Here is a 21,867-nt window from a genome sequence, read left to right on the forward strand (position 1 = left end):
CACAGTCGCGCCCACTCAGCGGCCGATAGGCTGACGCGATGCGTCCCGCTCTGAGCGACTATCAACACCTGGCCAGTGGCAAGGTTCGCGAGATCTACCGCATCGACGACGAGCACCTGCTGTTCGTCGCCAGCGACCGCATCTCGGCGTTCGACTACATCCTGGACAGCCTCATCCCGGACAAGGGCCGCATCCTCACTGCGATGAGCGTGTTCTTCTTCGACTACATCGACGCGCCCAACCACTTGGCCGGCCCGCCCGACGACCCGCGAATCCCCGGCGAGGTGCTGGGCCGCGCGCTGGTGGTGCGCCGGCTGGAGATGGTGCCCGTCGAGTGCGTCGCCCGCGGCTACCTGACCGGGTCGGGTCTGCTCGACTACCAGCGCTCCGGCTCGGTCTGCGGCATCCCACTGCCGCCCGGACTCGGGGAGGCCAGCAAGTTCGAGACGCCGCTGTTCACCCCGGCCACCAAGGCCGAGTTCGGCGAGCACGACGAGAACATCTCGTTCGATCAGGTCATCGAGCTGGTGGGTGCGGTCCGCGCCAACCAGCTCAAGGAGCGCACGCTGCAGATCTACACTCAAGCCGCCGATCACGCCCTGACCAAGGGCATCATCATCGCCGACACCAAGTTCGAGTTCGGTGTCGACGCCGATGACAGGGTGGTGCTGGCCGACGAGGTGTTCACTCCGGACTCGTCGCGCTACTGGCCCGCCGACAGCTACACCCAGGGTGTGGTGCAGCCCAGCTTCGACAAGCAGTTCGTTCGCAACTGGCTGACCGGCCCCGAATCCGGGTGGGATCGCTATGGAGCGGTTCCGCCGCCACCGCTTCCCGACGACATCATCGAGGCCACCCGGGCCCGCTACATCGAAGCCTACGAACGCATTTCGGGTCTGTCGTTCGCCGACTGGATCGGACCCTCCGTATGAACCCGCCCGTCGCCAAGCGCGTCGACACCACCCGCGTCCACCACGACGATGTGTTCGTCGACCCGTATGAATGGCTGCGCGACAAGTCCGACCCCGAGGTGATTGCCCACCTGGAGGCCGAGAACACCTACACCGACCAGGCCACCGAGTACCTGGAACCCTTGCGGCAGAAGATCTTCGACGAGATCAAATCCCGTACCAAGGAGACCGACCTGTCGGTGCCCACCCGGCGTGGGGAGTGGTGGTACTACGGGCGCAGCTTCGAAGGCAAGCAGTACGGCGTGCACTGCCGCTGCCCGGTCACCGACCCCGAGGACTGGACACCGCCGGTGTTCGACGAGCACACCGACATCCCGGGCGAGCAGGTGCTGCTCGACGAGAACGAACAGGCCGAGGGGCACGACTTCTTCGCCCTCGGGGCCAGCAGCGTGAGCCTCGACGGACACCTGCTTGCCTACTCGGTGGACGTGGTCGGTGACGAGCGATACACGCTGCGGTTCAAGGACTTACGCACCGGTGAGCTGTATCCGGACGAGATCGCCGGCATCTCCTCGGGCGTGACGTGGGCTGCCGACAACGCGACCGTGTACTACACGACGGTCGACGAGGCGTGGCGTCCGGACACCGTGTGGCGGCATCGACTCGGTTCCGATCAGCCCGACGAGCAGGTGTTCCACGAACCCGACGAACGATTCTGGATCGGCGTCGGCCGCACTCGCAGCAACTCCTACGTGATCATTGCGGCCGGTTCGGCGATCACCTCGGAAGTGATGTTCGCCGACGCGGCGGACCCGGCGGCGACATTCACCACCATCCTGGCGCGCCGCGATGGCGTCGAGTACTCGGTGGAACACGCCGTCGTCGACGGTGAGGACCGCTTCCTGATCCTGCACAACGACGGTGCGGTGAACTTCACCCTCGTCGAGGCGCCGGTGGCCGACCCGACGGCACAACGGACCCTGATCGCCGCCCGTGATGATGTCCGCCTCGACGGGGTCGACGCGTTCGCCGACCATCTGGTGGTGAGCTATCGCCGTGAGGCGCTGCCCCGAATCCAGTTGTGGCCCATCGAATCCGGTGGTTATGGCACACCCGAGGAGATCACTTTCGACTCGGAGCTGACCTCGGCGGGTCTGGCCGGTAACCCGAACTGGGTGTCACCCAAACTGCGGGTGGGCACTACGTCGTTCATCACCCCGCTGCGCATCTACGATCTGGACCTGGCCACCGGTGAGCGCACGCTGTTGCGCGAGCAGCCGGTGCTGGGCGGCTATCGCCGCGAGGACTACGTGGAGCGGCGGGACTGGGCGATCGCCGAGGACGGCACCCGCGTCCCGATTTCACTGGTGTACCGCGACGGGATCGAATTCCCCGCTCCCACTGTGCTGTACGGCTATGGGGCCTACGAATCCTCCGAAGACCCGCGGTTCTCGGTGGCCCGGCTTTCGCTGCTGGACCGGGGGATGGTGTTCGCGATCGCCCACGTCCGCGGCGGCGGTGAGATGGGCCGGCTGTGGTACGAGCGGGGCAAGCTGCTGGAAAAGCGCAACACCTTCACCGACTTCATCGCCGTCGCCCAGCATCTGGTCGATACCGGTCTGACCCGGCCGCAGAACCTGGTGGCCCTCGGCGGCAGCGCGGGCGGTCTGTTGATGGGTGCGGTGGCCAACCTGGCGCCGCAGCTGTTCGCGGGCATCTTGGCGCAGGTGCCGTTCGTGGACCCGCTGACCAGCATCCTGGACCCGTCGCTGCCGCTGACGGTGACCGAGTGGGACGAGTGGGGAAACCCCCTGGAGAACAAGGACGTCTACTTCTACATGAAGTCCTACTCTCCGTACGAGAACGTCGAGGCCAAGGACTACCCGGCCATCCTGGCGATGACCTCGCTCAATGACACCCGGGTGCTCTACGTCGAGCCGGCGAAATGGGTTGCCGCCCTTCGGCACACCAAGACTGACCAGCATCCGGTGCTGTTGAAGACCCAGATGGCCGCCGGACATGGCGGCACCAGCGGGCGCTACGAACGCTGGAAAGAGGCGGCGTTCCAATACTCCTGGTTGCTGGCCACCGCCGACCGCGATCAGTACGGGCCGCAGGCCTAGGCGCCGGTGCGGGCCGGCAGCACCGCGTCGGCCACCCGGCGCCGGTGCCAGGATGGTGAGCCGAACAGCGCCCGGTCGAGCAGCGCGCGCTTGAGCCACAGATGGGCGTCGTGCTCCCAGGTGAAGCCGATCCCGCCGTGCGCCTGGACGGCGTCCGTGCACACCTTCACCGCTGCATCGCAGGCGTAGGCCTTGGCGGTGGACACCGCGGATACCGGGCCTTCCCCGGATTCCCTGGAGAGTTCAGCCAACGCCAAACCCAGTCCGGCCCGGCTGGTTTCGACGGCGACTGCCATGTTTGCGCACATGTGCTTGATGGCCTGGAAGGACCCGATCGGGCGGCCGAACTGCTGACGGACCTTCGCGTAGTCCGCCGTCTGTTCCATGGTGCGCTCAGCCAGGCCGACGGCATCGCAGGCGATGGCATATGCCGCCACCGTCTGGACCCGCGCGATGAGCGACGCCGCCTGCGCGCCGGTGGCCAGCACCCGCTCCTCGGGCAGCGCTGTATCGGTGAACGTCACCGTGGCCAGGCAGCGCGTCTGATCGGTTCCGGGCACCGCGGTGACTGTGGCGTCGGCGGCATCGGCGACCACCACGATCACACCGTCCGCGGTGCGCGCCCCGACCACGAGATGATCAGCGCCCGGGGCGTCGAGCACGAAGCCGGCCGCCCCGTCCAGGATGTACCCGCCGTCGTGCGGTGCAGCGGTCAGTGTCCAGGTGGCCGGATCGGGCTGGCCCTGCGGGCCGCCGACGATCACGGCTGCTCGGTGCGCACCGGTGGCCAATGCCGGGAGCAACTCGGCAGCCAGGGCCGGGTTGGCGCCGCCGAGCAGCGCCACCGGCGCCAGTACGGCGCTGCTGATCACCGGCAGCGGCACCGCACGGCGGCCGAGTTCATGGAGTACCACCGACATCTCGGCCAGGCCCGCACCCACCCCGCCGAACTCGTCGGGCACCAGCAGGCCGAGCAGATCGAGGTCGGCGACGGTCTGCCACAACCGGGCGTCGTATCCGGCGGCGCTGCCCAGCACGGCGCGCACATCCTCCGAGGACGCCCGGTCGTCGAGCAGGTCGCGCACCATCTCCCGCAGGTCGTCGAGTTCACTCACCGGCGTTCTCCTTCAGACGTCGCCCGGCGCCCGCGGTTCGCGGGGCAGGCCCAGATGTTGCTCGCCGATGATGCTGCGCTGAATCTCGTTGGAACCGGCCGCGATGGTCCACGAGTAGGCGTTGACGAAATCACCGAGCCAGTGGCCGGTTTCCCAGCCGCCGGACAACAGCAGGGGATGCTCGACATGCCCGGGCAGCCCCTCGAGCTGGGTGGCGTACTCCATCAGTCGCTGCAGCAGCTCGCTGTAGTACAGCTTGATGATCGACGGTTCGGCGCCGACGCCGGTACCGCTGACCATCGCCTCGACCAGCCGGGCGCACATCTCTCGCAGCAGCTGTACCTCGCCGTAGAGGCCGGCGAGGCGTTCGCGGACAGCTGAGTCGGCCAGCGCGGGACTGCCGTCCTCCAGTGTCCAGCCGGCCGCCTCCTCAACCAGGCGCGCAAAACCATTGCGGTGCAGGCGTTCCGCCAGCTCCAGGATGGCCACCCCGCGTTCGGAGGCGAGCGTGGTCTGAGCTACCTGCCAGCCCGCGTTCTCCGGTCCCAGCAGGTTGGCGACCGGCACTTCCACGTCGTTGAGGAACAGCTCACAGAACTCTGCGGCGCCGGTGGCCTGCTTGATCGGGCGCACGTCGATCCCGGGACTGCGCATGTCCATCAGCAGGAAACTGATGCCCCGCCGTTTCGGTGCGTCTCGGTCGGTGCGGGCCAGCAGGAAGCACCAATCGGCATGCAGGGCCCAACTCGTCCACGTCTTCTGCCCGTTGAGCACATAGACATCACCGCGGCGGTCGGCCCGGGTGGACAACGACGCCAGGTCGGATCCAGCACCGGGCTCGGAGAAACCCTGGCACCACACCTCGCCGTTCTGGATGCCGGGCAGGAACCGCTGCTTCTGTTCGTCGGTGCCGAAGTGCAGGATCGCCGGGGCCGCATTGAAGATCGCGACCTGGTAGAGCGTCAGACGTGGGGCATCGGCGCGGGCGAGTTCCTGGGCCAGGATGGCCTGCTGGGCCAGCGGCATCTCCGCACCACCGAGACTCTTCGGCCAGTCTGGGGCGAGAAAGCCTCCGGCATGCAGGGTTTCGCGCCACTGCCGCTGAAAGCTGATGACCTCGCTGTCCTCGGCACCGGCCTGAGCCACGCGCCAGCCGGTGGGCACGTTGTGTTCGCACCAGCTGCGAACCCGGGCGCGGAACTGCTCGGGCGACTCCGGCGTCACGCTAGGCATCGAGCAGCCGCAGCCGGGAGCGGACGCGGCGTTCCAGGAAGTCCCACAGCACCTGTTCGAAGACGGCGTTGTCATCCCCGGCGACCATGTGATGAGCGTCGGCCACCGTGGCGAACTCGGCGTGCGGAACCAGGTGCAGGAAGCGGATCGAATCCTCGATGCTCAGCACGTCGGACTTGCCGCCCCGGACCAGCAGGGTCGGTATTCGCAGGGTGCCCGCTGCCGCGCCGAGCCAGGCCGGGTCGGTCAGTGTATTGCGTTGCACCGCTTGGTCTTCCGGTGATGCCAGGAACGCCGGATCCCAGTGCCAATACCAGCGGCCGTTCTTCTCGCGCAGATTGCGTTTGAGGCCGTCGAGGTTCTTGGGCCGGGGCCGGTGCGACAGGTAGGCCGCGACGTAGTCACCGGCCTCCTCCAGCGAGCCAAAGCCCTCCTCGGCGCGGCCCAGCATGAAGTCGCGGATCCGGCTGGTGCCCTTGGGCTGCAGGAACGGCGACACGTCGACCAGCACCAGGCCCAGTGCGAGATCGGGCCGCACCCCGAGCGCGGCCAACGACGAAATGCCACCCAGCGAGGCACCGACGAGCACCGGCGGACGCCCGAGGAACTCGGTGATGTGCACGACGTCGTCGGCGAACCGGTCCAGCGAGTAGGCGCCGTCGGAGGACCACCCGCTGTCGCCGTGCCCGCGCAGGTCGACGGCCAGCGCGTACCAGTTCTGACGGCCGAGGTCGGCGGCGGTCTTGGTCCAGGAGTGCCGGGTCTGACCACCACCGTGCAGCAGTACGACGGGGTGGTCGGCGGGGTCCCCGTAGGCGTCGGCACACAGCGTGACATCCGCCGCGGGAATGCTGAGTTGCTGCGGTGGAGAGCTCTGCGTCACGGGTCACTCCGTCGGATCAGGTGCGTTCGGTGCACCCTCCTCACTAGCAGACTGCCCGTGACACTCGCGCGCCGGGGCGTAAACCCCGGACTGCGCCTGCCCGGCGCGGCCGTCCCGGGTAGCGTCACCGCTATGGCCCTCACCGATATCCCGCTGACCACCCTCGATGGCAATCCGACCTCGCTGGGCGAGTTCGCCGACCGGGCGATCCTGCTGGTGAACGTCGCCTCCAAGTGCGGGCTGACGCCGCAGTACGGAGCGCTCGAGCAGCTGGCCCGCGACTATGCCGACCGGGGGCTGACCGTGATCGGCGTGCCGTGCAACCAGTTCATGGGTCAGGAGCCGGGCACGCCCGAGGAGATCGCCACCTTCTGCTCGACGACCTATGGGGTGACCTTCCCGCTGTTGGCCAAGACCGATGTCAACGGCGATGACCGGCACCCGCTGTACGCCGAGCTGACCAAGACCGCTGATGCTGACGGCCAGGCCGGCGACATCCAGTGGAACTTCGAGAAGTTCGTGATCGCTCCCGGTGGTGAGGTGGTCAACCGGTTCCGGCCGCGCACCGAACCCGATGCGCCCGAAGTGGTGGCGGCGATCGAGGCCGTGCTTCCGGGCTGACCCGGATGGACGTCTGACGTCTTGTTGCACGCAACCGTTCGGACACCTGGAGTTGTCAGACTGCAGGTGTGACTGGACAACTCATCGTGTCGGTGTCCGGAATCTGCGAGCGCACGCTGGCTGATGTCGACGAGTTCTGTGCGGTGCTGGACTCGCGCGGTGTGCCGGTGTCGCTGCTCGTGGCACCCCGGCTGAAGAACGGCTATCGGCTGGAGTCCGACCCGGTAACCATCGACTGGATGCGGCGCCGTCGCGCGGGCGGCGACGCGGTGGTGATGCACGGCTTCGACGAGGCGGCCACCAAGAGACGCCGCGGTGAGTTCGCCACGCTGCCCGCCCACGAGGCCAACTTGCGGCTGATGGGCGCCGACCGGGTGCTCGAACACGTCGGCCTGCGCACCCGGCTGTTCGCCGCACCCGGCTGGACCGTCTCCGCGGGAACGGCGACCGCTCTGCCGCGCAACGGTTTTCGTCTGCTCGCCGATCTACATGGGATCACCGACCTGGTGACCGGGGCGAGCACCCGCAGCCGGGTGCTCGGCATCGGCGAAGGGTTCCTCACCGAGCCGTGGTGGTGTCGGACCCTGGTGCTGTCCGCCGAGCGCGTCGCGCGCCGCGGGGGCACAGTCCGGGTGGCCGTCGCAGCCCGCCAGCTCCGCAAGCCCGGACCGCGTCAGGCCATGCTCGACGTCGTCGACCTTGCCCTGATGCACAGCTGCGCGCCGACGGTGTACCGGTGGGGAGCTGGCCGCCTCGAGTCAGCGGCTTGAGCCCGACCCACTGGCCGTCGTCGCGATCCCGCCGTCGACCGGGATGATCGCGCCGTTCACATAGGAGCCGGCCCGGCTCGCCAGGAAGACCGCGATGCCCGCCATATCGTCATCGCGGCCGATGCGCCGCATCGGAGCCGAGGCCGCGATGGCGTCGCCGAACGCGTCCAGCGTGGCGGCCATCATCTTCGACGGGAACGGTCCGGGTGCCACTGCGTTGACCGTGATGTGTTGTGGGCCAAGTTCTTTGGCGAGAACCCGGGTGAGCTGATGCAGTGCCGCCTTGCTGGCCGAGTAGGAGTAGGTGGCCAGCACCGGCACGTGGATCCCGTCGATGCTGCCGACGTTGATCACCCGTGCGGGATCGTCCTGGGTGCCGGCCGCCCGCAGCGCGGGCACCAGCGCCTGCACCATCCAGAACGGCGACTTGACGTTGAGGTCGAGCACCTTGTCCCACGCCGAGGCCGGGAAGGTTTCCAGCGGCTCACCCCAGGTGGCGCCGGCGTTGTTGACCAGGATGTGCAGCGCATCGGTGTCGGCGGTGACCTCGGCGGCCAGCCGCGTGCACTCCTCCTGGCGGGACAGGTCGGCGGGGATACCCCGCACCTCACCGAACTCCACCAGCTGCGCGACGGCCTGGTCGACAGCGTCGGCCTTGCGGGAGCTCACGATCACCCGCGCACCGGCCTGCAGCAGGCCCCGGGCGATCATCAGGCCGATGCCGCGCGTCCCGCCGGTGACCAGAGCAGTCTTCCCGGACAGCCCGAACAGCTTTGTCAAATCATCGGTGCTCATCAGAACCGCACCGAATTCTCTTCGGGCAGCACACGGAAATCGGTGTCGGTCATCTCGGTGAGTCTGCCGTAGTAGATCCCGCGGGCTTCGGGCGCCACCACCCCCTGATGGATCGGGACGGCGTGCTCGGGTGCCACCGCCCGCAGGTAGTCGATGGCCTCGGAGATCTTCATCCACGGTGCGGCCGCCGGGGTGGCCAGCACGTCCACCGGCTCGCCGGGGACGAACAGCGCGTCACCGGGATGCATCAGCCGGGCCGGGTGCTCGTCGTCCCCGACCAGGTAGGAGATGTTGTCGATGATCGGGATCTCGGGATGGATGACCGCGTGCCGGCCACCCACCCCGCGGATGGTCAGGCCCTCGACGGTGAGCTCATCGCCGACGTGCACCGCCTGCCAGGGGCCGCCGAGTTCGGCGGCGGTGGCCGGATCGGCGTACAGCGCGGCACCCGGGTTGGCCTCGACGAGCGCGGGCAGCCGTTCCCGGTCGGCATGATCGGGATGCTGATGGGTGATCAGAATCGCCGACAGCCCGGTCACGCCCTCGAAGCCATGGGAGAAGTTGCCGGGGTCGAACAACAGCGTGGCGCCACCGAGCTCGGCAAGAAGGCACGAATGCCCGAAATGCGTCAATTCCATGCTTACGATTGTGCGCTCAGGGGAGGCGTCACGATGCGGATGGTCCTTGCTGCGGTGCTGGCAGCCTGTGGGCTGGCGATCGCGCCCCCGGCTGCCGCCGATCCGGAGAACTGTCCACCCGCGTGTGACCGCATCCCGGATGCCGCCTGGATCTCGCCGTGGGCGATCCCGCTGAATCCCCGCTACGTGTGGCCGCGGCTGCCCGCCCTGGCCGTGACCGCCGTCGCACCGCGGTTCCGCTTCGAGGAGCTGTGCGGCAGCCCGCCGGTGGCGGCCGATCCCCGGGCCTACGCGGTGGCCGAACGCGCCACGGTGGTCAACCCCGACGGCCAGTGGCAGCTGCAGGCCCAGGTGGTGCACTGGCGCGGGGAGACCTGGCGCGGCGGACAGCTGGCCGAGGACGTTTTCAACACCGCCGTGGCCGCGTTGCGGGCCTGCCAGCAGACCAACCCCGGGCAGTCGCCGTCGCTGACCGTCCTGGAGCCTGACCGGCTGGCGGCCGTGGTCAGCGGACCGGTGGTCCTGCACCAGTACCTGGTGGCCAACCCGGCCAACAGCACCGTCACCGAGCTGGCCCTCTGGTCGAGCGCCCCGCCGCTGACCCCGTGGCCGTCGATCAACGACGAAACGGTGCTGGACACCCTGGGCGCGCCGCTGTGCGCGGCCTATATCGGGTCGTGTCCGTAGCGCGCCGGTACAGTTAAGCCGCATCAGTCACCGTCGTCAGCGAGGAGCTCCCGTGCCCCGGGTGGTTGTCAACGTCATGCCCAAGGCCGAGATCCTGGACCCGCAGGGCCAGGCCATCGTCGGCGCGCTGGGCCGGCTCGGGCACGCCGGCATCTCAGATGTCCGGCAAGGCAAGCGCTTCGAGCTCGAAGTCGACGATTCGGTCAGCGACGCCCAGCTCGCCGAGATCGCCGAGTCGCTGCTCGCCAACACCGTGATCGAAGACTGGTCGGTCACCCGGGAGCCATCGTGAGCGCCCGGATCGGGGTCATCACCTTCCCGGGCACCCTCGACGACGTCGACGCAGCCCGCGCAGTCCGGGCCGCCGGAGCCGAGTCGGTCAGCCTCTGGCACGCCGACGCCGACCTCAAAGGGGTCGACGCCGTCGTCGTGCCGGGCGGTTTCTCCTACGGCGACTACCTGCGCTGCGGGGCGATCGCCAAGTTCGCCCCGGTGATGGGCGAGGTGGTGGCCGCGGCCGGCCGCGGCATGCCCGTGCTGGGCATCTGCAACGGCTTCCAGGTGCTGTGCGAGGCGGGACTGCTCCCCGGTGCCCTCACCCGCAACGCGGGCCTGCACTTCATCTGCCGCGACGTCTGGCTGAAGGTCGACTCCATCACCACGGCGTGGACTTCGCGCTACGAGTGGGGTGCTGAGCTGCTGGTGCCGCTGAAGTCCGGCGAGGGCCGCTATGTGGCCAGCGAGTCCGTGCTCGACGAGCTCGAGGGCGAGGGCCGGGTGGTGTTCCGCTACGCCGAGAACCCCAACGGCTCGATGCGCGACATCGCCGGCATCAGCTCGGCCAACGGCCGCGTCGTCGGCCTGATGCCGCACCCGGAACACGCGACCGAGGCGCTGACCGGCCCGTCCGATGACGGCCTGGGGCTGTTCTACTCCGCGCTCGACGCCGTCCTGGTCTAGGCGCCCAGCGCCGGATTGCCGCCGTCCACCGGCACGATGGCGCCGTTGATGTAGCTCGCACCCGGCCCCGCGAGGAATGCCACCACGCCGGCAATCTCCTTGGGCTGGGCTACCCGGCCCAGTGCCCGGGTGCTGGCCAGTGCGTCGATCAAGCCGGGGATGGCGGTGGTCCCTGGGGTTTCGGTCGGGCCGGGGGAGACCGCGTTGACCCGGACGCCGGCCGCGCCGAACTCGGCGGCCCACACCTTGGTGAACAACTCCAGTGCGGCCTTGCTGGCGCCGTACACGCCGGCGCCGCCGCCCGGTGTCGTGGCGACTACGGTGCTGACGTTGACGATCGCGCCGTGCCCGCGCTCGGCCATCGCCGGGCCCAGCTCACGCACCAGGATGAAGGGCGCCCGCAGGTTGGTGTCGAACTGCGCGTCATAGTCGGTGTCGGTGGTCTCCGCGGTGGCGGCGAAGGTGTAGATGCCTGCGTTATTCACCAGGATGTCGACGTCCCCGGCCTCACGGGCAAGCCGCTTCACATCATCGGTGGCAGAGAGATCGGCGGCGATGAAACGCGCTGCACCGCCGGCATTCTCGATATCCTGCACGACCTTGCGGCCGCGCTCGGCGTCACGTCCGTGAACGATCACCTCGGATCCGGTGCGGGCCAGTTCGAGGGCAATCTCGTAGCCGATCCCCGCGGTGGCACCTGTCACCAAAGCTGTAGTCATGAAGCTCACGACAGTGACGGCGGGACGTTTATTCCGAGTGTGCGATCCCATCCGCCTGTCGCGGCGTGTTGCGCATGAAACCGCACAGTGGCGGAGCAAGAACTAGGGTGTGAGCGCGACTGACGCCTCGGCGGTGTAGCAGAGGAACGTCAGCGTCTCCTGCAGGTAGAGCTGCACGGTCTCGGCGTCATGGCTCAGATAGCCGATCGACACGTCGGTGCCCAGCTGCAGATCGAAGTCACCGCCGCGAGTGCTCAGCACGAACGCGCCGTCGATGGCCGGTGCCCAGATGATCTCGCCGTCGACCAGCCGGTTGAGGTGTTCGCGGATCGGATAGCCGTGCTCGGTGGTTTCGCTGACCTTGGTGTAGGCCTCGGCCGACAGCAGCACCGAGTACGGCCCGTCCACACCGGCCAGCCGCAGCTCGGAGAGCGCCTGCGCGACCACGTCGGGGTACTCGCGCGGGTCGACCGGCAGTGCCAGGGCCGGGTTGGAGCTGCAACTGCGGATGCCGTCGATCGAGGCGGCGCCGTACCCCTCGAAGATTGCGCGGTCTTCGACGAAGGCCAGTTTCTTGGCGGCCTCCTTCACCGGATCCCAGTCCGAGTCCTGCGAGCCGCGCTCGACGTCATCGATCGCATCACGCGACACGGTGAAGGGAACCCGCAGGCGGACAAGCGGTTTGGACTCGCGCAGATGAGCGACCACGCCATCGGCGGGCGCACTGACATCCCGCAGATGGCCGGTGCTCACCGCCGCGGTCACCGGACCACCGGGGCCGCTGACGTCCACCACGCGCCGCCCGGCGATATGCCGCTTGAAGGTGCGGGTGGCCTCCAGTTCGATTTCCTCCCAGGCGGATTCGGTAATCGGAGCGAGTTCGCGGTACAGGTTGTTCATCGGGTGTGTCCTTTCAGGCTGCCGATCGCCAAAGAGCCGTCAGAAGTAGGGGCAGGAGCCGGTGGGGCCGCCGGTGTCTCGGTGCCGGGCAGCGGCGGGGGATCGTCGAGGAAGTCGACGACGGGGGTGAAGAACAGGTTGCCGGTCAGGGCGGTGGAGAAGTCCAGGATGCGGTCGGTGTTGCCCGGCGGGCTGCCGATGAACATGTTCTCCAGCATCTTCTCGGTCACCGCCGGGGTGCGCGAATAGCCGATGTAGTAGGTGCCGTACTCGCCCTTGCCGACTTCGCCGAACGGCATGTTGGCACGCACGATCTTGAGCTCGTTGCCGTCGGCGTCCTCGATGACGTTCAGTGCCACATGGGAATTCGCGGGCTTGACATCATCGTCGAGTTCGATGTCATCGAGCTTGGTGCGGCCGACCACGCGTTCCTGCTCGGTGACCGACAGCGACTCCCACGACCCCATGTCGTGCACGTATTTCTGCACGTGTACGTAACAGCCGCCGGTGAAGTCGGGATCCTCGTCACCGATCTGACTGGCCGCCAGGGCAATCTGGCCGGCCGGGTTCTCGGTGCCGTCGACGAAGCCGAGCAGGTCGCGGTTGTCGAAGAACTTGAAGCCGTGCACCTCGTCGACGATCGTGATCGCCCCGGCCATCGCCTTGGCGATGCGGCCGGCCAACTCGAAGCACACGTCGAGCACCTCGGCGCGGATATGGAACAACAGATCGCCCGGGGTGGACGGGGCGTGATGGCGGGCACCGTGCAACTCGATGAACGGATGCAACTCGGCTGGCCGCGGCCCGGCGAACAACCGATCCCAGGCATCCGATCCGATGGACGTCACCAACGACAGATGCTTGGTCGGATCGCGAAACCCGATCGCCCGAACCAGGCCGGAGAGGTCGGGCAGCGCGTCGTGCACGACCGCCTCGCCGCCCTCGTCGATGGTGGCCACCAGGAAGATGGCCGCCGGTGTCAGCGGCGCCAGAACCGGTTGCGGCTGTGGGGAGGGCACTGTTCGACCCTAATGGCTGCGCCGTCGGAGATGATGGTGAACATGTCGACCGGGGCCAGTGCACACGGGCTATGTGAGTTCATCGACGCATCGCCGTCGCCGTTTCATGTCTGCCAGACCGCCGCGCGGCGGCTGTCCGCAGCGGGCTACACCGAGCTGGCCGAGACCGACCGGTGGCCGGATCGCAAGGGCCGCTACTTCACCGTTCGGGCCGGTTCGTTGGTGGCCTGGAACGGTGCCGAGGACCCGACCCGGCCGTTCCGGATCGTCGGCGGCCACACCGACAGCCCGAACCTGCGGGTCAAGCAGCATCCGGACCAGGTGGTCGCGGGTTGGCAGGTGGTGGCGCTGGAGCCGTACGGCGGGGCCTGGCTGAACTCCTGGCTGGATCGCGACCTGGGAATCAGCGGCCGCCTGTCGGTGCGTGACCCCGACGCCGACGGGGGCGTCTCGCATCAGCTCGTTCTCATCGACGAGCCGATTCTGCGCGTGCCGCAACTGGCCATTCACCTCTCTGAGGATCGCGCCGCGGTCAAACTCGATCCGCAGCGCCACGTCAACGCGGTCTGGGGGCTGGGCACCAGCCCGCGCTCGTTCCTGGACTACGCCGCGCAGTGGGCCGGGGTGGATCCGGCCGATCTTCTGTCGGCCGACCTGATGACCCACGACCTGACCCCGTCGACCCTGATCGGGGTGGACGGCGAGTTCGTCAGCGCGCCGCGGCTGGACAACCAGGGCACCTGCTACGCCGGCCTGGAGGCCTTCCTGTCCGCCGAGCCGAACGGGTATCTGCCGGTGCTGGCGCTGTTCGACCACGAGGAGGTCGGCTCGACGTCGGATCACGGCGCCCAGTCCGATCTGCTGCTGACCACCTTGGAGCGCATCGTGCTCAGCGCGGGCGGGGACCGGGAGGATTTCCTGCGTCGCCTGACCGCCTCGATGGTGGCCTCCGGGGACATGGCGCACGCCACCCACCCGAACTACCCGGACCGCCACGAGCCCGGCCACCTGATCGCGGTCAACGGCGGGCCGGTGCTGAAGGTCCAGCCCAACCTGCGCTACGCCACCGACGGCCGTACCGCCGCGGCGTTCGAACTGGCCTGCCGGCAGGCGGGAGTGCCGCTGCAACGCTACGAACACCGCGCCGATCTGCCGTGCGGGTCGACGATCGGGCCGATGACCTCGGCGCGCACCGGTATCCCGACGGTCGATGTCGGGGCCGCGCAGCTGGCCATGCATTCCGCCCGCGAACTGATGGGCGCGGGAGACGTGGTGTCCTATGCCGCCGCGCTGCAGGCTTTTCTGTCACCGGGCCGACTCTGAGACGACAGTATTGACATGAGACTAGAGTCTCATTAACGTCGGCGGCATGGCACTGACACGCACCCAGATGGACCGGAAGATCGACGAACACTTCGACTTCGAGGCCAACGATGACGTGGGCGGTGTCCTGGCCACCCTCACGGCCGACGTCGAACACGACATCGTCGGCGCGCCCACGGGGCCGACGCTGGGCCAGGAGGGGGCACGTTCCTTCTACGAAGGATTGTTTTCCGATCTGTCCGGCGGCCATATGACCACCGTGCGGCGGCTGTACGGGGAAGACTTCCTCGTCGACGAATCTCTATGGCGTGGAACGGCATCCGGGACTCCGTTCGGGCTTGCCGGTAAGAACCGACCACTTGAGTTCCGGCTCCTGCATGTCGTCGAGTTCGCCGCCGACGGCGATATCCGGCGGGAGAACGTCTGGGTGGACCTGGCCGCGATCATCAGCCAGCTGCCCCAGGACTGATCGTGACGACGGCGACAGGGCGACCCAATCAGCGGGCCCGAACCCGTAAAGACCTCCTGGAGGCAGCCTCGCGACTGCTGAAGCAGGGGCGCACACCGACGGTCGACGAGGTGGCGGTCGAGGCCAAGGTATCGCGGGCGACGGCCTACCGGTACTTCCCCAGCGCGGAGCTGCTGATCTCCGAGGCGACACTGGACTGGGCGATGCCCGAGGCCGGCAGCATCCTGGCCGACGCCTCCGACGATCCCGTCGAGCGGCTGGAACGCGTCGACTCGGCACTGGCCGACGTGCTTGCTGCCAACGAACCCGCGTTCCGGATCATGTTGGCGCAGTTTCTGCTGCGCAGCACCGATGCCACCGATGTCCCAGTCCGGCAGAATCGGCGGACCGCGCTGATCGAGGCGGCGCTCGCCCCGGCCGCTGAGCGAATCCGGCCCGCGGCTCTGCAACGGCTGACCAGGGCGTTGGCGGTGGTGATGGGAACCGAGTCGATGGTGGCGTTCAATGACGTCCTGCAACTGGATGCGTCCGAGGCCGGCGAGGTCCGCAGATGGATGATCCGTTCCCTGGTCGATGCGGCCCTTGCAGCCGGTCGGTGACCGGTAGGTCCGCGGCCTCTTTCTGTCACCGGGCTGACCTACGCTGGCGGCATGACTCTCGGTGTGGAGATGATCACTTTCGATTGCAGTGACCCGGACCGACTGGCGGACTGGTGGGCCGAAGCGGTCGGCGGCAGCGCCGCCGCGGTGATGCCCGGTGAGTTCGTAGTGGTCAACCAGCCCGATGGCCCCCGGCTCGGGTTCCAGAAGGTCGAGGAACCGACACCCGGCAAGAACCGGGTGCATCTGGACTTCTCGGCCGCCGACGTCGAGGCCGAGGTGGGCCGCCTGGTGGCGCACGGGGCCACCGAGACGGCCCGGCACTCGTTCGGGGATGCCTTCAGCTGGGTGGTGCTGGCCGATCCGGACGGCAACGCGTTCTGCGTCGCCGCCGCCACGGAGTAGCGGCCACACGCGCGGTCGGTCAGCTCGGCAACTCGGTGGTGTCGTAGCGGATCACGTTCTCCACCACAACGCCGTCGCGGGTGCGCACCCGATCGATACCCCGGAAGTGCACCTGCCCATTGGTAGCGGTTCCGGTGTAGTGCAGGAACACCAGCTCCTCGTTGTCGGTCGGCCCGGGAACCGTTGCGCTATCGACCAACTCGAGTCGCAGGTCGGGGTAAGCCTGCAGCAACTCGGCGATCTTGGCGGTGTACGCCGCGATACCGCTGACGGGCTCGGGATGGCCCGGCCAGTAGCCGACGATGCCGTCGGCCAGGACCTCGGTTCCCGAAGCCAGGTTCGGAGCTGCCCAGAACGCCGCCCACATCTGGGCGCTGAACGGTGTGCGTTCGACGGTGTCGGTCATGGTGGTCCTTCCGGTGTGGCGCCCCGGCGGGGCGGCTCACCACCAGCGTGTCGGCGCAGGCGGCGCGGCTCAATTACCTGAGAGGTCATGCTCAGGGCGAACACGTGCCGAGATGGCGCACCGCCTCGGGGAAACTAAGCTGTGAGGGTGACATCTGGGCTCACTGGAGCAGTCGACACCGTCGAGCATGCGGCGGCCACCCCCGATAACCCGCAGCCATTCCGCGAACTCGGTCTCAAGGATGACGAGTACCAGCGGATTCGCGACATCCTCGGGCGCAGGCCCACCGACGCCGAGCTGGCGATGTACTCGGTGATGTGGAGCGAGCACTGCTCGTACAAGTCCTCGAAGGTGCATCTGCGCTACTTCGGCGAGACCACCACCGACGAGATGCGCAAGTCGATGCTCGCCGGCATCGGCGAGAACGCCGGCGTGGTCGACATCGGCGACGGGTGGGCGGTCACCTTCAAGGTCGAATCGCACAACCACCCGTCCTACGTCGAGCCCTATCAGGGCGCGGCCACCGGTGTCGGCGGCATCGTCCGCGACATCATGGCCATGGGTGCCCGACCCGTCGCGGTCATGGATCAGCTGCGCTTCGGTGCGGCCGACGCCCCTGACACGCGGCGTGTGCTCGACGGGGTGGTGCGCGGAATCGGCGGCTACGGCAATTCGCTGGGCCTGCCCAACATCGGCGGTGAGACGGTGTTCGACCCCTCCTACGCCGGCAACCCCTTGGTCAACGCGCTGTGCGTCGGCGTGCTGCGCAAGGAAGACCTGCACCTGGCGTTCGCCTCGGGCACCGGCAACAAGATCATCCTGTTCGGTGCCCGCACCGGACTCGACGGGATCGGCGGTGTCTCGGTGCTGGCCAGCGACACCTTCGGCGGCGACGAGGGCTCCGGGCCCGGCCGCAAGAAGCTGCCCAGCGTGCAGGTCGGCGACCCGTTCATGGAGAAGGTCCTCATCGAGTGCTGCCTCGAGCTGTACTCGGCCGGCCTGGTGATCGGGATCCAGGATCTCGGCGGCGCCGGATTGTCCTGTGCCACTTCGGAACTGGCGTCGGCCGGGGATGGCGGCATGGCGATTGAACTGGACAAGGTCCCGCTGCGCGCGGCGAACATGACCCCCGCTGAGATCCTGTCGAGCGAATCGCAGGAACGGATGTGCGCCGTGGTCTCGCCGGAGAACGTCGAGAAGTTCATGGCCGTCTGCCGCAAGTGGGAGGTGCTGGCCACGGTGATCGGCGAGGTCACCGACGGGGACCGGCTGCAGATCAGCTGGCACGGGCAGTGCGTCGTGGACGTGCCGCCGCGCACGGTGGCCCACGAGGGACCGATCTACCAGCGTCCGGTGGCCCGGCCCGACTGGCAGGACACGCTGATCGCGAACACCTCCGCAACGCTGCCGCGGCCGAGCACCGGCGAAGAGCTGCGGGCCACGCTGCTGGCCCTGGTCGGCAGCCCGCACCTGTGTAGCCGGGCATTCATCACCGAGCAGTACGACCGCTACGTGCGCGGCAACACCGTGCTGGCCGAACACGCCGACGGCGGTGTGCTGCGCATCGACGAGGCCACCGGTCGCGGGATCGCCGTCTCCACCGATGCCTCCGGGCGCTACACCCAGCTCGACCCCTACACCGGCGCACAACTCGCGCTCGCCGAGGCCTACCGCAACGTCGCCGTCACCGGGGCTACCCCGATCGCGGTGACCAACTGCCTGAACTTCGGCTCGCCCGAAGATCCGGGTGTGATGTGGCAGTTCGCCCAGGCGGTCCGCGGACTGGCCGACGGGTGTGCGGCCCTGGGTATTCCCGTCACCGGCGGCAACGTCAGCTTCTACAACCAGACCGGCGCGACCGCGATCCTGCCCACCCCGGTGGTCGGTGTGCTCGGCGTGCTCGACGATGTCAGCCGACGGCTGCCCACCGGTCTGGGCAACGAGCCGGGCGAGACCCTGTTCCTGCTCGGCGACACCCGCGACGAGTTCGACGGCTCGATCTGGGCACAGGTCACCGGTGACCATCTCGGCGGTGTACCGCCCGCCGTGGACCTCGACCGCGAGAAGCTGCTCGCCGAGGTGCTGACGGCAGCCTCCCGGGACGGCCTGGCCTCCGCGGCGCACGACCTGAGCGAGGGTGGGCTGATCCAGGCCGTGGTGGAGGCCGCCCTGGCCGGTGAAACCGGTTGCCGCATCGTGCTTCCCGAAGGCGTGGATCCGTTCGTCTTCCTGTTCTCCGAGTCCGCGGGACGGGCGCTGGTCGCCGTGCCGCGCACCGAGGAGAGCCGGTTCCGGTCGATGTGCGAGGCCCGCGCCCTGCCCGTCACCCGCATCGGGGTGTCGGACAACGGCTCGGATTCCCTTGAGGTACAAGGTTTGTTCACGGTGTCGCTCGAGGAGCTGCGCACCACCTCCGAGAAAGTGTTGCCCGGGCTGTTCGGATGACCAGTGCGGTCGACGACGTCGCGGGTGAGGCGCAGGCCGCACCGCAGCGTCGACGGCACCGGGAATCCCTTGCGGCATGGGCCTGGAGTCTGGTCCGCCTCGACTTCGTCGGTATCGCGTTCGGCGCGCTGTTCTTCTGCCTGTCGCTGACCCCGTCACTGTTGCCCCGCGACTGGGTGACCGGTGGGTTGATCGGTGGGATCAACGCGGCGATCGGCTACGGCATCGGTGTGTTGCTGGGCAGGGGTTTTCGGCGGCTGTTCCTGTCGCATCGGGACTGGTGGCCGCCGAACCCCCGGGTGTCCTATGCCCTCAAGGGCGCCACGGTGGTGGCCGCGATCGCGGCGGGTGTCGGCATGGTGGTGCCCGCCGCGGCCTGGCAGCGCCAGATCGCTGCGGTGATGGATATCGAAGGCCCTGCGACACTGGGCTATTCGCGCATCCTGGTGGTCGCGGTGTTGACCGGTGGTCTTCTGGTGGCCGCGGCACGGGTGGTTAGGGATGCGATCAGACTGCTCGCCAGGGTGATGATCCGGCGCTGGGACATCAACGACGAGGTCGCCATGTTCATCGGCACCGCGATCGTGGTCGTTCTGATCATCACGCTGGTCAACGGTGTTCTGGTCCGGGGGTTCATTGGCGGCGCCCGGGCGGTGTTCCAACCGCAGAACGCCACCACCCGGCCCGGCGTCGAGCAACCCGTGAATCCGGAAAGATCCGGCAGCGCAGGGTCATTCGCGGCTTGGGACACGCTGGGATTTCAGGGTCGCAACTTCGTCGGCACCGGGCCCACTGCGGCCGAGCTGACGGCTGTCAACGGTCGTCCTGCCAAAGAACCCATCCGCATCTATGCCGGGCTGCAGTCCGCCGACACCGACGAGGGCCGGGTTGCGGTACTGCTGTCCGAACTACAGCGCACCAAGGCCTACCAGCGCAAGCTACTGGTCATCATCCCCACCACGGGGACCGGCTGGGTGGACCCGGTGGCCGCCCGCGCCATCGAGACGATGTACAACGGCGACACCGCACTGGTGGCGATGCAGTACTCCTACCTGCCGAGCTGGATCTCGTTTCTGGCCGACCAGCAGAAGTCGGTGGAAGCCGGCCGGGCGATGGTCGACGCGATCCACCAGCGCTGGCTGCAGTGGCCCGCCGACCGGCGTCCCCAATTGGCTTTGTACGGCGAGAGTCTGGGCTCGATGGCCGGGCAGGGCGCATTCGGCTACCTGCCCGACGTGGTCGACATGGACTTCTCCTCGGTGCTGTGGGTCGGGCCGCCCAACGCCAGCGCGCTGTGGAAAGCCCTGACCGTCCGGCGCGATCCCGGAACGCCCGAGGTACAGCCGCGCTACGACAACGGCCGCACCGTGCGGTTCGCCCAGTCGGCGGGGCCGGCCGAAATCGAACGGGTAGCCGCCGAACCGCCGTGGAAGGGCACCCGGGTGCTCTACCTGCAGCATCCGTCAGACCCGGTGGTGTGGTGGACACCCGACCTGCTCTTCGCCAAACCCGACTGGCTCAGGGAGGCACCGGGATTCGACCGCAGCGCGTCGATGCGCTGGTACCCGATCGTCACCTTCTGGCAGGTCAGCGCCGACATGGCCGGCAACGTGACCAACTCGGTCGGCACTCCGACCGGGCACGGCCACAACTACGGTGACGGCCAACTCGACGGCTGGGTGGCGGTGGCCGCACCGGACGGCTGGACCGCTCAGGACACCGATCGCGTGCGGCAATCGCTGGAGAAGGTCCTGGCAGCAGGCGGCCCGGAATTCCAATGATCTGGCGACCGGTGCTGCGGGCCACGGCCGCAACCGCATTCGCGACCGCGGCCCGAATCCCGCTGGGGTTGCGGCCGCCGCACGTGTGGTCCGGCCTGCGCCATGGCGCGGCGGCGGCAGCGGTGGCGGCGGCCGGGGTGGCCGCCAGCGCCGCGATCCCGGCGGTGCGGTCCGGCATGCGTCAGCGGGAGCTACCCGACACCGCTACGCGATGGATGATGCTCGACATCCCGGTGGGCACAGTCTGGTTCGAAGAGACGCTGTTCCGCGGGTTGGTGACCGCCGCGGCAGCACGGGCGGTAGGGCCACGGGGAGGTTGGCTGCTGCAGGCCATGGCATTTGGCCTGTGGCATATCCCCGATGCCCGCAAGGCCGGTGAGCCGGTGCTCGGCACGGTCGTCGTCACCGGCGTGGCCGGCCTGGGTTTCGGGTGGCTGGCGCAGCGCTCGGGCAGCCTGCTGGCCCCGATGCTCGCGCACTTGGCGATCAACGAGGCCGGCGCCGCCGCGGCGTTGCTCACCCAGCGCCCCGGCTAGTCAGCCGGACGTCGGCACGTCGCGACTGTCGGCCACCAGGTCGTGCGGCTCGGTCTCGGTGTCGTCGATACCGAAGCTGATGATGCGCGTCGGGGTGATCCGGATCAGCGGTTCACCCTTGGCGTTCTCGGCCTGCTGCGCGGTGCCGCGGATCTCCAGACACCGCACCCGCCACGGATCGTGCGAGAAGATGTCGTCGACCACGAACGCCACCGTGTCGTTGGTGGCGATGTTGCGGAACTTCTGACTCTTGGCCAGGTTGTACCCGTAGACGTCGATGGTGCCGAGGTGCTCGTTGTACTGAAAGCTCACCGGGCTGTTCTGCAGGGTGCCGTTCGGCTGCATGGTGGCCAGCCTGCCGAGATCGGCCGCGTGGAGATAGGCGATTTCGTGCGCTTTGAAAGACATGCACTCACGCTAAGACCTCAACAACGGTTGATGTCAACGGTGCCAAGCGGCGAAATCCGGCCTTGGAATACTGGGCGCATGCCCCCGCGCCACACCGCCGATCCGGAAGCGACCCGCGCCG

Annotated in this window: 24 protein-coding genes; 14 read left to right on the forward strand and 10 right to left on the reverse strand. The window is 68.3% G+C overall.

Annotation, left to right across the window (positions count from 1 at the left end):
* The first annotated feature begins 38 nt into the window (after positions 1-38).
* The gene (locus tag BN3385_RS10585; protein ID WP_059016747.1) at positions 39-932 is read left to right on the forward strand and encodes a phosphoribosylaminoimidazolesuccinocarboxamide synthase; all 894 of its coding nucleotides are present in this window, start codon (positions 39-41) and stop codon (positions 930-932) included.
* The gene (locus BN3385_RS10590) at positions 929-3,034 is read left to right on the forward strand and encodes a S9 family peptidase (RefSeq protein WP_059016748.1); all 2,106 of its coding nucleotides are present in this window, start codon (positions 929-931) and stop codon (positions 3,032-3,034) included. Before BN3385_RS10585 ends, BN3385_RS10590 begins: the two co-directional genes overlap by 4 nt.
* Here BN3385_RS10590 and BN3385_RS10595 read toward each other — a convergent pair.
* From BN3385_RS10595 to BN3385_RS10605, 3 genes are read right to left on the reverse strand one after another with little or no spacing between them, the layout of a single operon-like run.
* Positions 3,031-4,149: an acyl-CoA dehydrogenase family protein gene (locus tag BN3385_RS10595; RefSeq protein WP_059016749.1), complete on the reverse strand. Its 1,119-nt coding sequence runs from the start codon at positions 4,147-4,149 to the stop codon at positions 3,031-3,033. The genes BN3385_RS10590 and BN3385_RS10595 overlap by 4 nt on opposite strands.
* A 12-nt stretch (positions 4,150-4,161) precedes the next feature.
* Positions 4,162-5,382 carry an acyl-CoA dehydrogenase family protein gene (locus BN3385_RS10600; protein ID WP_059016750.1) on the reverse strand — a complete coding sequence of 407 codons (1,221 nt, stop codon included), beginning with the start codon at positions 5,380-5,382 and terminating at the stop codon, positions 4,162-4,164.
* Positions 5,375-6,265 (reverse strand): alpha/beta fold hydrolase, encoded by an 891-nt coding sequence (locus tag BN3385_RS10605; protein ID WP_059016751.1) that lies wholly within the window; start codon positions 6,263-6,265, stop codon positions 5,375-5,377. The genes BN3385_RS10600 and BN3385_RS10605 overlap by 8 nt, the downstream gene beginning before the upstream one ends.
* Positions 6,266-6,397: 132 nt before the next feature.
* On the opposite strand from BN3385_RS10605, the gene BN3385_RS10610 reads away from it, so the two are divergent.
* Entirely contained in the window at positions 6,398-6,886 is a 489-nt protein-coding gene (locus BN3385_RS10610; RefSeq protein ID WP_059016752.1) for a glutathione peroxidase, read from the forward strand.
* Between the two features lie 68 nt (positions 6,887-6,954).
* A complete protein-coding gene (locus tag BN3385_RS10615; RefSeq protein WP_059016753.1) occupies positions 6,955-7,656 on the forward strand; it encodes a DUF2334 domain-containing protein in 702 nt (233 codons plus the stop codon).
* On the opposite strand, the gene BN3385_RS10620 is transcribed toward BN3385_RS10615, so the two are convergent.
* Positions 7,645-8,451, reverse strand: coding sequence for an SDR family oxidoreductase (locus BN3385_RS10620; RefSeq protein ID WP_059016754.1), 807 nt, complete (start codon positions 8,449-8,451; stop codon positions 7,645-7,647). The genes BN3385_RS10615 and BN3385_RS10620 overlap by 12 nt on opposite strands.
* Positions 8,451-9,089, reverse strand: a complete 639-nt coding sequence (locus BN3385_RS10625; RefSeq protein ID WP_059016755.1) for an MBL fold metallo-hydrolase — start codon at positions 9,087-9,089, stop codon at positions 8,451-8,453. Before BN3385_RS10625 ends, BN3385_RS10620 begins: the two co-directional genes overlap by 1 nt.
* 33 nt (positions 9,090-9,122) lie before the next feature.
* On the opposite strand from BN3385_RS10625, the gene BN3385_RS10630 reads away from it, so the two are divergent.
* The 3 genes from BN3385_RS10630 to purQ are packed head-to-tail and all read left to right on the forward strand — an operon-like array spanning position 9,123 to position 10,736.
* Entirely contained in the window at positions 9,123-9,776 is a 654-nt protein-coding gene (locus tag BN3385_RS10630) for a hypothetical protein (RefSeq protein ID WP_059016756.1), read from the forward strand.
* Between the two features lie 52 nt (positions 9,777-9,828).
* On the forward strand, positions 9,829-10,068 hold the full coding sequence (purS, locus tag BN3385_RS10635) for a phosphoribosylformylglycinamidine synthase subunit PurS (RefSeq protein ID WP_059016757.1): 240 nt from the start codon (positions 9,829-9,831) through the stop codon (positions 10,066-10,068).
* Positions 10,065-10,736 carry a phosphoribosylformylglycinamidine synthase subunit PurQ gene (purQ, locus tag BN3385_RS10640; protein WP_059016758.1) on the forward strand — a complete coding sequence of 224 codons (672 nt, stop codon included), beginning with the start codon at positions 10,065-10,067 and terminating at the stop codon, positions 10,734-10,736. The genes purS and purQ overlap by 4 nt, the downstream gene beginning before the upstream one ends.
* Here the strand turns inward: purQ and BN3385_RS10645 are convergent.
* The 3 genes from BN3385_RS10645 to BN3385_RS10655 form a co-directional block, all read right to left on the reverse strand.
* Positions 10,733-11,455, reverse strand: coding sequence for an SDR family NAD(P)-dependent oxidoreductase (locus tag BN3385_RS10645; protein ID WP_082690687.1), 723 nt, complete (start codon positions 11,453-11,455; stop codon positions 10,733-10,735). The two genes, purQ and BN3385_RS10645, sit on opposite strands and share 4 nt — an antisense overlap.
* Positions 11,456-11,557: 102 nt before the next feature.
* The gene (locus BN3385_RS10650) at positions 11,558-12,355 is read right to left on the reverse strand and encodes a family 1 encapsulin nanocompartment shell protein (protein WP_059016760.1); all 798 of its coding nucleotides are present in this window, start codon (positions 12,353-12,355) and stop codon (positions 11,558-11,560) included.
* Positions 12,352-13,374: a Dyp-type peroxidase gene (locus BN3385_RS10655; RefSeq protein WP_059016761.1), complete on the reverse strand. Its 1,023-nt coding sequence runs from the start codon at positions 13,372-13,374 to the stop codon at positions 12,352-12,354. Before BN3385_RS10655 ends, BN3385_RS10650 begins: the two co-directional genes overlap by 4 nt.
* A 42-nt stretch (positions 13,375-13,416) precedes the next feature.
* Here BN3385_RS10655 and BN3385_RS10660 point away from each other — a divergent pair, with 42 nt between their 5' ends.
* The 4 genes from BN3385_RS10660 to BN3385_RS10675 are packed head-to-tail and all read left to right on the forward strand — an operon-like array spanning position 13,417 to position 16,170.
* Positions 13,417-14,697: a M18 family aminopeptidase gene (locus BN3385_RS10660; protein WP_059021790.1), complete on the forward strand. Its 1,281-nt coding sequence runs from the start codon at positions 13,417-13,419 to the stop codon at positions 14,695-14,697.
* Between the two features lie 46 nt (positions 14,698-14,743).
* Positions 14,744-15,166: an ester cyclase gene (locus BN3385_RS10665; RefSeq protein ID WP_059016762.1), complete on the forward strand. Its 423-nt coding sequence runs from the start codon at positions 14,744-14,746 to the stop codon at positions 15,164-15,166.
* 2 nt (positions 15,167-15,168) lie between these two features.
* Positions 15,169-15,765 carry a TetR/AcrR family transcriptional regulator gene (locus BN3385_RS10670; RefSeq protein ID WP_197415193.1) on the forward strand — a complete coding sequence of 199 codons (597 nt, stop codon included), beginning with the start codon at positions 15,169-15,171 and terminating at the stop codon, positions 15,763-15,765.
* Positions 15,766-15,816: 51 nt separating this feature from the next.
* A complete protein-coding gene (locus BN3385_RS10675; protein WP_059016764.1) occupies positions 15,817-16,170 on the forward strand; it encodes a VOC family protein in 354 nt (117 codons plus the stop codon).
* Between the two features lie 19 nt (positions 16,171-16,189).
* Here BN3385_RS10675 and BN3385_RS10680 read toward each other — a convergent pair whose 3' ends face one another.
* On the reverse strand, positions 16,190-16,576 hold the full coding sequence (locus BN3385_RS10680) for a nuclear transport factor 2 family protein (RefSeq protein ID WP_059016765.1): 387 nt from the start codon (positions 16,574-16,576) through the stop codon (positions 16,190-16,192).
* Between the two features lie 147 nt (positions 16,577-16,723).
* Here BN3385_RS10680 and purL point away from each other — a divergent pair, with 147 nt between their 5' ends.
* The 3 genes from purL to BN3385_RS10695 are packed head-to-tail and all read left to right on the forward strand — an operon-like array spanning position 16,724 to position 21,338.
* The gene (gene purL, locus BN3385_RS10685) at positions 16,724-19,021 is read left to right on the forward strand and encodes a phosphoribosylformylglycinamidine synthase subunit PurL (RefSeq protein ID WP_059016766.1); all 2,298 of its coding nucleotides are present in this window, start codon (positions 16,724-16,726) and stop codon (positions 19,019-19,021) included.
* On the forward strand, positions 19,018-20,802 hold the full coding sequence (locus tag BN3385_RS10690; RefSeq protein ID WP_059016767.1) for an alpha/beta hydrolase: 1,785 nt from the start codon (positions 19,018-19,020) through the stop codon (positions 20,800-20,802). The genes purL and BN3385_RS10690 overlap by 4 nt, the downstream gene beginning before the upstream one ends.
* Positions 20,799-21,338 (forward strand): Rv0804 family intramembrane glutamic endopeptidase, encoded by a 540-nt coding sequence (locus BN3385_RS10695; protein WP_082690420.1) that lies wholly within the window; start codon positions 20,799-20,801, stop codon positions 21,336-21,338. The genes BN3385_RS10690 and BN3385_RS10695 overlap by 4 nt, the downstream gene beginning before the upstream one ends.
* Here BN3385_RS10695 and BN3385_RS10700 read toward each other — a convergent pair whose 3' ends face one another.
* Positions 21,339-21,746, reverse strand: coding sequence for a PPOX class F420-dependent oxidoreductase (locus BN3385_RS10700; protein ID WP_059016769.1), 408 nt, complete (start codon positions 21,744-21,746; stop codon positions 21,339-21,341). It lies immediately after the preceding gene.
* Positions 21,747-21,867: the final 121 nt, after the last annotated feature.

Origin of the sequence: Mycobacterium sp. M26 (genome assembly GCF_001494595.1) — a bacterium.
Lineage (GTDB): Bacteria > Actinomycetota > Actinomycetes > Mycobacteriales > Mycobacteriaceae > Mycobacterium.